The sequence below is a fragment of the Streptomyces aculeolatus genome, from assembly GCF_020400605.1.
Classification (GTDB): domain Bacteria; phylum Actinomycetota; class Actinomycetes; order Streptomycetales; family Streptomycetaceae; genus Streptomyces; species Streptomyces aculeolatus.
Map to the genome: position 1 here is coordinate 603,338 of NZ_JAINRD010000001.1, position 14,417 is coordinate 617,754.

General features: G+C 73.2%; 11 protein-coding genes. 8 read left to right on the forward strand and 3 right to left on the reverse strand.

Features of this window, described 5'->3' with window-relative positions; translation table 11 throughout:
* Positions 1-99: 99 nt before the first annotated feature.
* Together LG396_RS02580 and LG396_RS02585 are read left to right on the forward strand one after the other, a co-directional pair.
* Positions 100-663, forward strand: coding sequence for a hypothetical protein (locus LG396_RS02580; RefSeq protein WP_037753596.1), 564 nt, complete (start codon positions 100-102; stop codon positions 661-663).
* Positions 664-745: 82 nt separating this feature from the next.
* Positions 746-2,311: a DUF7059 domain-containing protein gene (locus LG396_RS02585; RefSeq protein WP_225793392.1), complete on the forward strand. Its 1,566-nt coding sequence runs from the start codon at positions 746-748 to the stop codon at positions 2,309-2,311.
* Between the two features lie 39 nt (positions 2,312-2,350).
* On the opposite strand, the gene LG396_RS02590 is transcribed toward LG396_RS02585, so the two are convergent.
* Both LG396_RS02590 and LG396_RS02595 read right to left on the reverse strand, forming a co-directional pair.
* Entirely contained in the window at positions 2,351-2,830 is a 480-nt protein-coding gene (locus tag LG396_RS02590; RefSeq protein WP_225793393.1) for a DUF2752 domain-containing protein, read from the reverse strand.
* Complete coding sequence (locus LG396_RS02595) at positions 2,802-3,200, reverse strand: TM2 domain-containing protein (RefSeq protein WP_225793394.1); 399 nt, start codon at positions 3,198-3,200, stop codon at positions 2,802-2,804. Before LG396_RS02595 ends, LG396_RS02590 begins: the two co-directional genes overlap by 29 nt.
* 382 nt (positions 3,201-3,582) lie before the next feature.
* Here LG396_RS02595 and topA point away from each other — a divergent pair, with 382 nt between their 5' ends.
* A complete protein-coding gene (topA, locus tag LG396_RS02600; RefSeq protein WP_225793395.1) occupies positions 3,583-6,483 on the forward strand; it encodes a type I DNA topoisomerase in 2,901 nt (966 codons plus the stop codon).
* 219 nt (positions 6,484-6,702) lie between these two features.
* The gene (gene tmk / locus LG396_RS02605; protein WP_225793396.1) at positions 6,703-9,624 is read left to right on the forward strand and encodes a dTMP kinase; all 2,922 of its coding nucleotides are present in this window, start codon (positions 6,703-6,705) and stop codon (positions 9,622-9,624) included.
* A gap of 502 nt (positions 9,625-10,126) precedes the next feature.
* On the opposite strand, the gene LG396_RS02610 is transcribed toward tmk, so the two are convergent.
* Positions 10,127-10,633, reverse strand: a complete 507-nt coding sequence (locus LG396_RS02610) for a 2,4'-dihydroxyacetophenone dioxygenase family protein (protein WP_018835884.1) — start codon at positions 10,631-10,633, stop codon at positions 10,127-10,129.
* Between the two features lie 234 nt (positions 10,634-10,867).
* On the opposite strand from LG396_RS02610, the gene LG396_RS02615 reads away from it, so the two are divergent.
* The 4 genes from LG396_RS02615 to LG396_RS02630 all read left to right on the forward strand — a co-directional run bounded on the left by LG396_RS02615 (position 10,868) and on the right by LG396_RS02630 (position 14,407).
* A complete protein-coding gene (locus LG396_RS02615) occupies positions 10,868-11,812 on the forward strand; it encodes a LysR family transcriptional regulator (protein WP_018835885.1) in 945 nt (314 codons plus the stop codon).
* A 155-nt stretch (positions 11,813-11,967) separates the two neighbouring features.
* Positions 11,968-12,738: an SDR family oxidoreductase gene (locus LG396_RS02620; RefSeq protein WP_026276197.1), complete on the forward strand. Its 771-nt coding sequence runs from the start codon at positions 11,968-11,970 to the stop codon at positions 12,736-12,738.
* Positions 12,739-12,788: 50 nt separating this feature from the next.
* Complete coding sequence (locus LG396_RS02625; RefSeq protein WP_018841348.1) at positions 12,789-13,442, forward strand: RraA family protein; 654 nt, start codon at positions 12,789-12,791, stop codon at positions 13,440-13,442.
* An 11-nt stretch (positions 13,443-13,453) separates the two neighbouring features.
* A complete protein-coding gene (locus tag LG396_RS02630; RefSeq protein WP_225793397.1) occupies positions 13,454-14,407 on the forward strand; it encodes a sugar kinase in 954 nt (317 codons plus the stop codon).
* The last annotated feature ends 10 nt before the right edge of the window (positions 14,408-14,417 follow it).

The following is a 14,417-nucleotide window of genomic DNA, read 5'->3' on the forward strand; positions in this document are numbered from 1 at the left end:
GCAAATGGTGCACGACGCGGCGTGCGGCCCCGACGATTCGTCGTACCGGCGGGGTGCCGGTGTATGTTCCGGGTGTCTCAGTCTCGAAGGGATGATCCGGTGAACAAGAAGCTTGCCGCCGCCCTGGCCGGTGCCGCCGTCACGTTGCTCGCGGCGACCGGCTGCAGCGATGACAACGGCGCGGAGGTCCAGAAGTGGGCGGGCTCGCTCTGCGACCGGATCCAGCCGGAGTTGCAGAAGCGGGATCAGGCCAACCTCGCCATCAGCGAGGCGACGACGGAGAAGGACCCGCGGAAGGTGCAGGAGGCGGACGCGCAGGCGTTCGGCGAGATCTCCGAGGCGTACACGGCCATGAGCAAGGCCGTGAACAAGGTGGGCGCGCCGCCGGTCGACGACGGCAAGAACACCCACGGCGGCGCCGTGACCGAGCTGCAGCAGGTGGCGGCGGCGTACGCGGACCTGCAGAAGCAGGTGGAGGACCTGGACGTCAAGGACCAGGCGGCGTTCGCGGAGGGCCTGCGGGAGCTGGCGGGCGAGGCGGACAAGATCAGCAAGAGCGGCGACGAGGCGCTCAACAAGCTCCAGGCGGGCGAGGTCGGCCAGGCGCTGGCCGAGCAGGAGGGCTGCCAGAAGTCGAAGGCCAAGCCCTCGCAGAAGGCGTAGCGGCCCGCGGGGCGCCGGTCGTCCGGGTGGCTGCCGGGCCCGTCGGCGGGGTGGTCGGCCGGGTCGCCGCGGCGGCAGCACAATGGTGCCCGTGAGCGCGACCGACGACCTCCCCCGTACGGACCTTCCCCGCCCCGGCCGTGCCGCCGACCTGCGCGCGGCGTTGCTGGCGGCCGGCTTCACCGCGGACGGCCTGCTGGACCTCCTGGGCGCCCCCGCCTACGCGGCCCTCGCCCGCAGCGAGACCGTCCCCGCGGAGCGGGCGACCCGGTGGCCGCCGGGCGGTACGCCGCCGGCCCCCGCCACCCTGACCCGGCTCTTCCTCCTCCAGCACGCGGTTCCCCGCACCCACGCCGCCGCGGTGCTGCCGCTGGACGCGTGCCTCGCGGACGGCTGGGTGCGCGAGGACGGCGAGGCCGTACGGGCCGTGGTCGACGTACGGCCGTACAGCGGCCCCGCGGGGCAGGACTGGTGGATCGTCTCGGACCTGGGCTGCGCGGTGGGCGGCGCGGCGGGGGCCCGCAGGGCGGCCGCGCACGGCGCCGGGGGGTCCGGTGCGTACGGCGCGGACCTCGTCCTCGGCGTCGGCGGGGCCTCCACCACGCTCGCCGGGCTGACCGTGCCCCTCGACGGCGGGCGCGTGCTCGACGTCGGCACCGGCTCCGGGATCCAGGCGCTGCACGCCGGTGCCCGCGCCGACGCCGTCACCGCCACCGACGTCAACCCCCGCGCCCTCGCCTGCGCCCGGCTCACGCTGGCCCTGTCCGGCGCGCCCGCCGCGGACCTGCGCGCCGGGTCGCTCTTCGAGCCGGTGGCCGGCGAGCGGTTCGACCTGATCGTCTCCAACCCGCCCTTCGTCATCTCGCCCGGCGCCCGGCTGACGTACCGCGACGGCGGCATGGCCGGCGACGAACTGTGCCGCACCCTCGTCCGCGGGGCTGCCGACCACCTCACCGAGGGCGGCTACTGCCAGCTCCTCGCCAACTGGCAGCACGTCGAGGACGAGGACTGGCGCGAGCGCGTCGCGGCCTGGGTGCCGCCCGGCTGCGACGCGTGGATCGTGCAGCGGGAGGTGCAGGACGTCACGCAGTACGCGGAGCTGTGGCTGCGCGACGCGGGCGACCACGCCGACCCCGCGGCCTACGCCGCCCGCTACGACGACTGGCTCGACGCCTTCGCCGCCGCCCGCACCCGGGCCGTCGGCTTCGGCTGGATCACCCTGCGGCGTACGGACGCGGCGGACCCCGCGGTCACCGTCGAGGACTGGCCGCACGCCGTCGAACAGCCGCTCGGCGAGGCCGTGGTGGAGCACTTCGCGCGGCAGGACTTCTTGCGCCGTACGGACGACGCGGCGCTGCTGGCGACGACGTTCCGGCTCGCGGACGACGTCGTGCAGGAGCAGGTGGGCCGGCCGGGTGAGGAGGATCCGGAGCACGTGGTGCTGCGGCGGCAGCGGGGGATGCGGCGGGCGACGCGCGCGGACACGGTCGCCGCGGGGTTCGCCGGGGCGTGCGACGGCACGCTGCCGGCGGGGGTCATCCTGGACGCCATCGCGCAGGTGCTGGGGGAGGACCCGGGGGTGCTGCGGGAGCGTACACCGGGGGTGATCCGGCTGCTGGTGGAGCAGGGGTTCCTGGCCCCGGCCTAGGGGCGGCGGTACGGGGACGGGGCGGGGCGCGGGCCTGGGTTACGCCACGTTCCGCACCACGGCCCACACCAGCGCCACACCCAGCACCACCGCCGTGCCGATCCGCCCGAAGGACGGCTGCCAGCGGCGCCCGCGCACGCCCTCGTAGAGCCAGCGGCCGTAGAGCACCGTCGCGAGCGGCAGCCCGAGCAGCAGCATCAGGGCGTTGCTGTGAAAGGCGGAGCCGAGGTCGCCGTGGAGGATGTCGTACGCCATGCGGGTAACGCCGCAGGCGGGGCAGTCCAGGCCGGTGAGCCAGTTGAACGGGCAGCGGGGCAGCCAGTGCCCCGGCTCGTGGGGATTCGTACCGTAGAGGTACACCGCGCCCGCCGCTCCCGCCGTGGTGAGCGAGAGCGGCAGCGCGGATGGATGCCTGCGCACGCGGCGCCAGCGGCCCCGCCGGCTGCTGCCGGCGGGACCGTCGGGCGTCTTGCGGGCGGTGGGCCCGTCCTCAGTAGCGGAGAGGCCGGCCCTGGGCATCGGTCTTGTCCTTGCTCGTCAGCAGGATGATCCCGTCGATGAAGCTCCAGACGAACAGCCCGCCGCAGGTGAGGAGCTGGGCGATGGCCATACCGGTGTGCCCGGTGTAGAAGCGCCCGGCACCTATGTTGCCGAGGGTCATCTGGAGTACGCCGGCGACGATCGTCGACTTGTCGGAGAACGGACGGCCGTGGTGGTCGTACCCGTACGGTGCGTTCGGGTCGGCCGACGGCATGCCCGGCGCCTGCGGCAGGTTCGCCGGGGGCGCGGCGGGCTGGCCGTACGGGTTCTGCGAGGGGTCGACCTGCCCCTGCTGCGGATAGCCATAGCCAGGCGGCTGGCCGTATGGATTCTGATTCGGATCGGACACTGATCGTCCCCCCGGTCGGATGTCTGTGGTGGTGGGCTCCGACCGGCCTCACGGCGTGGTCGGACGCCCATACTCCCATCTGTAGTACTGGCCGCTGTCAAGGGGCTGTGCGATACAGACCGCCGCGACCGGAATGTGCTCTGTGCGGGAGCTAGGCGGCTTGTCGGGTTACCGTTCGAGTGGCGCCCCGGGTTTTAGCCGCTTGACACGGGGGCGGGTTGTACCGTCACACTCCGCAGCAACGCCCAGCACAGCGACGTACGACCCGCACAGCCGCGACAAGAGAGCCCACCAGGCCACCGATAACGACCACCGGCAAGATCGCCGCGAATCCCCCCACCAGATCGCTGCCAGCTTCCGACCGGAGAAGAGAGAGCCGAAGTTGTCCGCCACCAGCAAGACCCGCCGACTCGTCATCGTGGAGTCGCCTGCCAAGGCGAAGACGATCAAGGGCTATCTGGGCCCCGGCTACGAGGTCGAGTCGAGCGTCGGGCACATCCGCGATCTCCCGAACGGCGCCGCCGAGGTGCCGGCCAAATACAAGGGAGAGTCCTGGGCGCGGCTCGGGGTGAACGTCGACCATGACTTCGAGCCGCTGTATGTGGTGAACAGCGACAAGAAACAACAGGTCAGCAAGTTGAAGAAACTGCTGGCCGAGTCGGACGAGCTCTATCTCGCGACGGATGAGGACCGCGAGGGCGAGGCCATCGCGTGGCACCTGCTGGAGGTGCTCAAGCCCAAGGTCCCGGTGCACCGGATGGTCTTCCACGAGATCACCAAGGACGCGATCCGCCAGGCCGTCGCCAACCCGCGCCAGCTCAACCAGAAACTGGTCGACGCCCAGGAGACCCGCCGCATCCTCGACCGGCTGTACGGGTACGAGGTCTCGCCGGTGCTGTGGAAGAAGGTCATGCCCCGGCTGTCCGCCGGCCGGGTCCAGTCCGTCGCCACCCGCCTCGTCGTCGAGCGGGAGCGCGAGCGCATCGCGTTCCGCTCCGCCGAGTACTGGGACCTGGCCGGCGTCTTCTCCCCCAAGCTCTCGGCTTCGCTCGAGCAGGGGGTGCCCCCATCCGGCCGCGCCGGCGACGCCACCGACCCGCGCAGCTTCGGCGCCAAGCTCTCCGCGGTCGACGGCCGCCGGATCGCCCAGGGCCGCGACTTCGGCCAGGACGGGCAGCTCAAGAGCGGCTCCTCGGCCGACGTGCTGCACCTGAGCGAGGAGGGCGCCCGCGCGCTGGCGGCCGCGCTGCAGGACACGGCGTTCGCGGTACGCAGCGTCGAGGCGAAGCCGTACCGGCGCTCGCCCTCGGCCCCGTTCCGTACGACGACGCTCCAGCAGGAGGCGTCGCGCAAGCTGGGGCTCGGCGCCAAGGCCACCATGCAGGTGGCCCAGCGGCTGTACGAGAACGGCTTCATCACCTATATGCGCACCGACTCCACGACGCTGTCGGAGACCGCGGTCGCCGCCGCGCGGGCGCAGGTCACGCAGCTGTACGGGCGCGACTTCCTGCCGGACCGGCCGCGGAACTACGCGGGCAAGGTGAAGAACGCGCAGGAGGCGCACGAGGCGATCCGGCCCTCCGGGGACCGCTTCCGCACGCCGGCGGACACGGGTCTTTCGGGCACGGAGTTCCGGCTGTACGAGCTGATCTGGATGCGTACGGTCGCGTCGCAGATGAAGGACGCCACCGGGCAGTCCGTGACGGTGAAGCTGGGCGGCACGGCGGCGGACGGGCGGGACGCCGAGTTCTCCGCCTCCGGCCGGGTCATCACGTTCCACGGCTTCATGAAGGCGTACGTCGAGGGCTCCGACGACCCCTCCGCCGACCTGGACAACCGCGACCGGCCGCTGCCGCAGCTCGCCGAGGGCGACCGGCTGAGCGCCGAGGAGATCACCGCGGACGGGCACGCCACCAAGCCGCCCGCCCGCTACACGGAGGCCACGCTCGTCAAGGAGCTGGAGGAGCGGGAGATCGGCCGCCCGTCCACGTACGCCTCGATCATCGGCACGATCCTGGACCGCGGCTACGTCTTCAAGAAGGGCACGGCACTGGTGCCGTCCTTCCTCTCCTTCGCCGTCGTCGGCCTGATGGAGAAGCACTTCGGCCGCTACATCGACTACGACTTCACCGCCAAGATGGAGGACGACCTCGACCGCATCGCGCGCGGCGAGGCCGAGGCGGTGCCGTGGCTGCGGCGCTTCTACTTCGGTACGGACGACGTCGTCACCTCCGCCGAGGAGCGGGCCGGCGCCGACCACCTGGCGGGGCTGAAGGAGCTGGTCACCGACCTGGGGGCGATCGACGCCCGGGAGGTCTCCACCTTCCCGGTGGGCGAGGGGATCGTGCTGCGCGTCGGGCGCTACGGGCCGTACGTGGAGCGCGGCGAGCGGGACACCGAGGAGCACCGGCGCGCCGACGTGCCGGACGAGCTGCCGCCGGACGAGCTGACCGTCGAGCTGGCGGAGGAACTGCTCGCCAAGCCCAGCGGGGCGTACGAGCTGGGCACCGACCCGGACAGCGGGCGCCAGATCGTCGCCAAGGACGGGCGCTACGGGCCGTACGTGACCGAGGTGCTGCCCGAGGGCACGCCGCAGTCCGGCAAGAACGCGGTGAAGCCGCGGACGGCGTCGCTGTTCCAGTCGATGTCGCTGGACACGGTGACGCTCGCCGACGCGCTGAAGCTGCTGTCGCTGCCGCGGGTCGTCGGCACCGACCCGGAGAGCGGCACGGAGATCACCGCGCAGAACGGGCGCTTCGGCCCGTACCTGAAGAAGGGCACCGACTCGCGCTCGCTGCAGAGCGAGGACCAGCTCTTCACGGTCACGCTTCAGGAGGCGCTCGCGCTCTACGCCCAGCCCAAGCAGCGCGGGCGGGCCGCGGCGAAGCCGCCGCTGAAGGAGCTGGGCGAGGACCCGGCGAGCGGCAAGCCGGTGGTGGTCAAGGACGGGCGCTTCGGGCCGTACGTGACGGACGGCGAGACGAACGCGACGCTGCGCCGGGGGGACGAGCCGGAGTCGATCACGCCGGAGCGCGGGTTCGAGCTGCTGGCGGAGAAGCGGGCGAAGGGGCCGGCGAAGAAGACCGCGAAGAAGGCGGCCAAGAAGGCTCCCGCGAAGAAGGCGCCGGCCAAGAAGGCGGCGGCGAAGAAGACCACCGCGAAGAAGGCGGCGACGAAGACCGCGGCGAAGAAGTCGACCGGGACGAAGACGGCGGCGGCGAAGAAGGCGACGACGAAGAAGACGGTGTCGGCGAAGGCGGACGTGCCGGACGAGGACGCGTAGGGCCCGGTTGCGCGGGCGCCTGGTCAGGGGCGCCTGGTCCGGGGTGTGCCCGGTCCGGGTGCCCAGGTTCCGGGGGTGCCCGGTGGCGCGGGCGCCCGGTCCTGGGACGTCCGGTGGGACGGAGGCCGCGGGTTGTCCACAACCGGCTGGTTATCCACAGAACCGGGCAAGTGTTCGTGCGGAGCTCATCGGTCCGGCCCGTCCCGCTAGGCTGACCGCATGCGAGCCGACCAGCCGACGACAGCGCCGGACCCCACCGAGAGCCTTGTCGCGGACTCGCGCGAGCGCGCCGTACGGGCGCTGCTCCGCGTGCCGTCCATGAGGCGGATGTGGGGCGCCCATCTCACGAGTGCCACCGCGGACGCGTTGGCGCTGCTCGTCCTGGTGCTGCTCGCGCTCCAGGCAGGGCTCGCGGACGAGTCGTTCGGCGGCGGCTATCGCGGCGCGGCGGTCACCGTCAGCGTGGTCTTCGCGGTCCGGCTGCTGTCGACGGTCGTCTTCGGCGCGGTGCTGCTGGGGCCGGTCGGGTCGCTGCTGTCCGGGGCCGGGAAGCTGGACCGGCGCTGGACGATGGTCGGCGCGGACGTGGTGCGCGCGGGGCTGCTCATCGTCGCCCCGCTGTGGATCGACTGGACGCCGGACTCGGCGCTGACCTGGATCCTCCTCACCGTCTTCGTCACCGGCGCGGCCGAGCGGGTCTGGATCGTCGCCAAGGACAGCGTCGCCCCCGCGCTGCTGCCCGCGCCGCCGCCGGAGGGCGCGGCGATAAGGCCGCTGCCCGACCACGGCGCCGCGCTGCGCCGGCTGTCGCTGCGCACGGGGTACGGGGCGCTGCCGCTCGGTGCCGCCGCGCTGCTGGTGACGGCGTGGATCGGCCGGCTGCTGGGCTCCGGGTTCGACTGGTTCGACGGGCACCCGGGCGCGGTGGGCTCGTATCTTGCCGCCGGGCTCTTCGCGGCGTCGGTCTCGGTGCTGTTCTTCATGGAGCTGCCCGACGGCGGCGCGCGGGCCCGCTCGCCGCTGGAGGGGCTGCGCCGGCCGCGCGGTGCGGACGGCGGCCCGGAGCGCGGGCGTACGGGCGCGGTGCCGCTGCTCGTCGGCGCCTGCGCGGCCGCGGCCGCGGCGCTCGCCGCCTCCGTGGCGCTCGCCGTCCTGCAGGCGCAGGAGGCGTACGACATCAACGGCACCATCGCGTACGCGCTGCTGGCGCTCGCCGTCACCGCAGGGCCGGTGCTCGGCGTGCGGTCGGCGCCGCGGGTGCTGCCCGGGCTATCCCGGCGCCGGCTGCTGGCGCTGGCCATCGGGGTCGCCGGGATCGGGCTGCTGCTGGTCGGCCTGGTGGCCGACGCGGCGACCGGGGTGCTGTGCGCGCTGCTGGCCGGGACCGCCGCGGGCGTCGCCGCCGCCACCGGGCACGCGCTGCTGGAGCAGGAGACGGAGGACGCCCGCAGGCCCCGGCTCATCGACCACCTGCACGCCGTCTGCCGCGTCGCCGTGGCGCTCGCGCTGATCGGCGCGCCGCTGCTGGCCGCCGCCATCGGGCGGCACCGCCTGGAGGCGGGCGACCTGGTCTTCGCGCACGGCGGTGCGGCGTTCACGTACATGCTGGCCGGTGCGCTGCTGCTGCCGGTGGCGGTGCTCGTGCTGGTGCGCACCGACGACCGGCAGGGGGTGCCGCTCCGCGTCGACCTGCGCGATGCGCTGCGCGGCGCGGACCCGGACGAGGGGCTGCCGGAGAGCGGGTTCTTCATCGCCGTCGAGGGCGGCGACGGGGCCGGGAAGTCCACGCAGGTCGAGGCGGTGGCCCAGTGGATCAGGGACAAGGGGCACGAGGTCGTCGTCACCCGCGAGCCGGGCGCCACGTCCATCGGGCAGCGGCTGCGCTCCATCCTGCTCGACGTCTCCACCGCCGGCATCTCGCACCGCGCGGAGGCCCTTCTGTACGCGGCGGACCGCGCCGAGCACGTCGACGGCCTGGTCCGGCCCGCGCTGGAGCGCGGCGCGGTGGTCATCACCGACCGGTACATCGACTCCTCCGTGGCGTACCAGGGCGGCGGGCGCGAGCTGTCGCCGACCGAGGTGGCGCGCATCAACCGCTGGGCCACCGGCGGGCTCGTGCCGAACCTGACGGTGCTGCTGGACATCGCGCCGGAGACGGCACGGGAGCGCTTCACCGAGGCGCCGGACCGGCTGGAGTCCGAGCCGCCGGAGTTCCACGAGCGGGTGCGCGCGGGGTTCCTCGCGCTGGCCGCCGCGGACCCCGGGCGCTATCTGGTGGTCGACGCCGGGCAGGACGCCGGGCTCGTCACCACCACCGTGCGGCACCGCCTGGACCAGATCCTGCCGCTGTCGGAGCAGGAGGTGCGCGCCCGGGAGGAGGCCCGCCGCAAGGCGGAGGAGGAGCGCAAGCGCCGGGAGGCCGAGGAGGCCGCGCGCAAGGCGGAGGAAGAGCGGCTGGAGCGGGAGCGGCAGGAGCAGTTGGAGCGGCTGCGCCGCGAGGAGGAGGAGCGCAAGCGCCGCGAGATCGAGGAGGCCAAGCGGCTGGAGGCCGAGCGGGAGGCGGAGCTGGCCCGGCAGCGTGCCGAGGAGGCGCGCCGTCAGGCGGAGGAGGAGCGCAAGCGCCGCGAGGCCGAGGAGGCCGCCCGCCGCGCCGAGGAGGACCGGATCCGCCGGCAGGCCGAGGAGGAGGCGCGGCTGCGCCGCGAGGCGGAGGAGCGCCGCAAGGAGAAGCAGCGCAAGGCCGAGGAGGCGCTGCTGCGCGCCGAGCAGGAGCGGCTGGCGGCGGAGGCCGCGGCGGCGGCGGCAGCCGCGCGGCCCGCGGGCGGCCCCGCGGGGAACGACACCACGCAGCCGCTGCCGGTGGCCGGCGATCCGGACATGCAGGAGACGTCGCAACTGCCGCAGCCCCATGACGACCGCGGTCCGGACGCGTCGGAGACCCGCGTCATGCCGCAGGTGCCCGACCCGGACGCGGAGGAGACGCTCCAGGTCCCGCAGGTCCCGGACCCGGCGGACCAGGACCCCGGCCGCCGTCCCCGCCGGGAGTGGGCGGAGGAGACCCCGCTGGACGACCTCCCGAGCCTGGCCGACGAACTCCTGGGCCCCCGAGGCGACGACGACCGCGACGACCGCCGCCGCTGACGTCCGCGCGGGGCGCGGCGGGGGTTCGCCGTTGCGGGGGAGCGCCCCCGAAGCGACCGGCTCGCGAGGCCGCTTCCGCGGCGAACCGGGTTCGCCCGCGAGCGGCCGGTCTGCGACGGCCAGCGGGTTCGCCGCCGCGGGCGGCGGCTCGCCGGTGGTGCGCGCACCTGCCGCCCCGTCCCCGAGCACGCCGGCGCCGGTACGCGCGGGGCGTACCGGCGCCGGGAGGTGTGCCGTGCGAGGCCCGTGCCCCCGGCCGGCGTTGCGGCCGGGCGGGCGGCTACGAGGCGGTCCTGTCCACGGCGTACGTGCTGCTACGGCTGTGTCCGCGTCGGGCGGTGCATGCTGCTTGAAGGCGGTCGCGTCAGCGACGTACACACCCTGACGACGGTGCTCGCGCCGACGGCGTACGCGGCCCGCTTGTCCGCGGGTCGCCCGCGCGGCCCGCGCCGCACCGCCCGCCCCCGACCCCGCCTCGTCCGTACGCGCCGGCCGCAGGCCGTCAGCGGATGAACTGCTCCACGTAGTCCGCGCCCAGGCCGTTGCCCGCGTAGTGGGCGCGGGCCATGTCGATCTTGGTGAACACGTCCTCGTAGCCCGTGTTCCGGTTCTCCTCGTCGAGGTAGATCATCGCGCCGCTGATGTTGAAGAACGTGATCATCTCGGCGCAGTCCTCCGGCACGGCCAGCGTGTGGATCTCGCCCGGCGGCTCGTAGACGAAGTGGCCCTGCTCGGCCACCCACGGGTGCTCGTAGTAGTGCCACTTGCCCTTGATCACGTACCCGAAGACCGCCCCCGGGTGCCGGTGCCGGGAGACGATGCCCGCGGCGGTGACCTTCAACAGGTTGCACCACTGGCCCGTGACCGTATTGAAGAGCAGCGGCCGGAACCACACATTGGGCGCCTGCGGCACCCAGACGCGCTCGTCCTCGGGGACGGCCGCGACGGCGAGTTCGGGCGGCAGCGACGTGGTCGCCGCGATGACGGCTGGGGCTACTTCATTGGCCATCCCCCAACGAAGCCAGTTGTCCGAATGCTGGTCAAGGGCCGACTTTCGAATACCCGCATTCATCGGGCGGATATGGCTGTCACGAGCAATACGCCGTGCACGACTGTTGCCCCCGCGTAGCCCGCAACTTAGCCTGAGGACGGCTGTTGATCACTGGTGCCGTTGTGCTGATCGGGCTGGGTCGGGCTGGTTTGGGCGGGAAGACGCGCTGCTTCGGTGCGGGGTGAGGGCAAGATGTTGAACCCGGATGTCAGGCTGGAATGGTTCGTCTCCTTCCTCGCGGTCATCGAAACGGGGAGCTTCGTCGCCGCGGCCGAGTCCACCAAGCGGTCCCAGCCCCGCGTCAGCATGCACGTCGCCGCGCTGGAGCGCGAGATCGGCCTGCCCCTCTTCGACCGCCGCAAGCGCCCCGTGGAGCTGACCGAGGCCGGCGTCGTCCTCGCCGACCACGCCCACGAGATACTGCGCGCGCTGGAGTCCGCGGAGGCCGCGATGGCCCCGTGGCGCAGCGGTGCCCGCGGCGTGGTGACGCTCGGTTCGTACCCGAGCGCGAGCGCCGCGTTCGTGCCGGCCCTGCTGCAAGGGCTGGCGCGGACGAGCCCCGAGGTGCGGGTGGTGCTGGTGGAGCGGTCGACACTGGAGTTGGACGATGCCCTGACCTCGGGGGCCGTCGACGTGTACCTGCGCCCGATGTCGCCCCCGCCGTCCTCCGCCTCCGTGCGCAGCCGGCTGCTGTGGGGTGAGTCGCTGGTCGCGATCCACCCCAGCGAGCACCCGCTGGCCGACGTGCCCGATCCGCTGTCGATCGACGCCGTCGCCGAGCACCCGATCGTCTCGATCGGCCGGCTCGACGCGCCGGAGACCCCCGACTTCGAGACGTACCGGACCTTCCGCGACTGCGGTCACGAGATCGAGCCCGTGCAGGCCACCAACCAGCCGCAGACGCTGGTCTCGCTGGTCCGCCAGGGCATCGGCGTCGGCGTGACCAACTCGCTGGCCGCCCAGGTCGCCGACGTCGACGGCGTCCGCGTACGGCGGTTGAAGGGGGCTCCGGAGCGCCGCGTGGCGGTCTGCTGGGACTCCTCGCGCCCGCTCACCCCGTCGGCCCGTACGCTGCTCCGCGCCATCGTCCGGGCCCGGATCCCGGCCGGCACCCACGCGGTGCCCGCCGCGGCGTGACCGGGCGTGCGTACGTGTCCGACGGGTGCGGCCCGGCACATCAGCTTTGCGAATACTGTCATTCGCAATTCAGTCTTAACGCCCTGGCAGTCCGCTTCTAATGTTTCCGTAGCCGGAACCATGCACGGCTGGGACCGAATGAAGGGAGAGGGGCGTTGACGGAGGAGTCTGATTCCCCGACCGGGGATCTGCACGGCCGTCGTGCGCTCATTACGGGAGCGGGCAGCGGAATCGGGCGCGCAGTTGCGCTCGGACTCGCGGCCGTCGGCGCCGACTTGGTATTGCTGTCGGAGCGCGACAATCTCGACCCGGTGGCCAAAGAGGCCGCTGAATTGGGAGTTTCCGTCACTCGCGTGCACGTCGACCTGACCGATGCCGGAGCCCGTAGAGGTGAGATCAGTCAACTCGTCGAGAGATTCGACCTGGACATTCTGGTCAACAATTCCGGACTCATTCGCAGAGCCCCGGCCGCGGAATTCGGGGACGCCGACTGGTACGACGTGGTGGAGTTGAACCTGCATGCCGCATTCGAGCTGACCCGGGCCATCGGCGCGGGGATGCTGGAGCGCGGTTACGGCAAGATCATCAACATCGCGTCGGTGCTCAGCTTCCAGGGCGGGATGTACGTTCCGTCGTATACGTCGAGCAAGCACGCCCTCGTCGGGCTGACCCGCGCGCTGGCCAACGAATGGGCCGGCCGCGGCGTCAACGTCAACGCCGTGGCCCCCGGCTACATCGACACCGCCGTGACTTCGGAGCTGCGCGCCGACGGCGTCCGCAGCAGCGAGATCCTCGCCCGCATCCCCGCCGGCCGGTGGGGCCGCCCCGCCGACATCGCCGGACCCGTGGTGTTCCTCGCCTCGCCCGCCGCCGACTACATCCACGGCCACGTCCTGGCCGTCGACGGCGGCTGGCTGTCGCGCTGAACCCCCCGATGCGGCAAAGCACGCACGTACGAGATCGGAGCCAACTCGAGATGACGACGACCATCCCGCCGGAGACCATCGCGGCCTTCCACGGCATAGCCACCGCGTCGGTGGCCGATGCCGTGGAGCAGAAGGGCGTACGCGGCTACCTCACCGGGAGCATCAAAGCGGTGCTGCCGGGCAAGTTGGTGGGCCCCGCGGTGACGGTGCAGGAGGTGCCCTCGCACGTGTCGGAGCCCCCCACGCACGCGCTGCGTGCCATCGACGAGTCGGCGCCGGGCAGCGTCATCTGCATCGCCGCCGGCGGTGCCGACGTCGCGGTGTGGGGCGGGCTGATGGCTGCGGGCGCCGTCACCAACCAGATCGCCGGCGCCGTGCTCGACGCCGGCGTCCGGGACGTCGAGGAGATCCGCCGCGACTACCCCGAACTCCCCATCTACGCCCGCGGCGCCGTGCCGGCCACCACCGTCGGCCGCTACCGGACCGTCTCGCTCAACGAGCCGGTCGAGGTCGGCGGCGTGTCCGTACGCCCCGGCGACCTGATCGTCGCCGACAGCGACGGCGTCGTGTGCGTGCCGCTGGAGCTGGTCGCCGAGGTGCTGGCGCTGGCCACGGACATCGAGGAGCGCGAGCGCGAGCAGACGCGGCTCATCCGGGAGTCCGGCTCGCTGCGCGGCGGCCTCGAGAAGTACCAGCGGATCTGACGGCGGCGGACATGGACAACGACATCCTCGCCATCGGCGAGCCCCTGCTGGAGTTCAACGCCCGCGCCGAGGGCCGCGAGCCCGTCGCGCCGGGCGACGACTTCGCCGTCGGCTACGGCGGCGACTCGTCGAACTTCGCGGTGGCCGCGCAGCGCTCCGGCGCGCGCACCGGCTACGTCACCCGCATCGGCGACGACGACTTCGGCGACGCCCTGCTGCGGCTGTGGCAGCGCGAGGGTGTCGGCACCGAACACGTCGTCCGGGAGGCCGGCGGGCGTACCGGGATCTACTTCATCTCCCGTACGCCCGCGGCCAGCAGGTTCACGTACTACCGGGCGGACTCGCCGGCCAGCCGGCTCACCCCGGCCGACGTGCCGGCCGAGGCGATCGCGCGGGCGCGCATGCTGCACGTCACCGGGATCACCCAGGCCATCAGCCCGTCCGCCTGCGACGCGGCCTTCCACGCCATGGAACTGGCCCGCGGCAGCGGCACGCTGATCGGCTACGACCCCAACTACCGCCCCGCGCTCTGGCCCGTGGAACGGGCCCGCGCGGTGGTCATGCGCAGCATCGAGCTGTGCGATGTGGCACTGCCGAACCTGGAGGAGGGCAGGCTGCTCACCGGCCTGCACGAGCCCGGGGAGGTCCTCGACGCCTTCGTGCGCCGCGGGCCCGGCATCGTCGTGCTCAAGATGGGCGACCAGGGCGCCCTGCTGGCCCACGAGGGCACCGTGACCCGCATTCCGCCCCACCCGGTGCGGGCCGTCGACCCCTCAGGGGCCGGCGACACCTTCGACGGCGCGTTCGCGGCCCGGCTCCTGGAGGGAGCCGTACCGCTGGAGGCGGCCCGCTACGCGGCCGTCGCCGCCGCGCTCACCACCACCGGACCGGGAGCGGTCCTGCCGATTCCGCACCGGGCCGCGGTGGACGCGCTGCTCCCCGGCGCTCCCACACCAGCCCCGTAGCCGTACGGAT

Excerpts from the sequence above, each read along its gene's own strand:
- LG396_RS02585 (WP_225793392.1), top strand. The coding sequence starts at position 746 with ATGGTGCCCGTGAGCGCGACCGACGACCTCCCCCGTACGGACCTTCCC.
- LG396_RS02590 (WP_225793393.1), bottom strand. The coding sequence starts at position 2,830 with ATGCCCAGGGCCGGCCTCTCCGCTACTGAGGACGGGCCCACCGCCCGC.
- tmk (WP_225793396.1), top strand. The coding sequence starts at position 6,703 with ATGCGAGCCGACCAGCCGACGACAGCGCCGGACCCCACCGAGAGCCTT.
- LG396_RS02610 (WP_018835884.1), bottom strand. The coding sequence starts at position 10,633 with ATGGCCAATGAAGTAGCCCCAGCCGTCATCGCGGCGACCACGTCGCTG.
- LG396_RS02615 (WP_018835885.1), top strand. The coding sequence starts at position 10,868 with ATGTTGAACCCGGATGTCAGGCTGGAATGGTTCGTCTCCTTCCTCGCG.
- LG396_RS02625 (WP_018841348.1), top strand. The coding sequence starts at position 12,789 with ATGACGACGACCATCCCGCCGGAGACCATCGCGGCCTTCCACGGCATA.
- LG396_RS02630 (WP_225793397.1), top strand. The coding sequence starts at position 13,454 with ATGGACAACGACATCCTCGCCATCGGCGAGCCCCTGCTGGAGTTCAAC.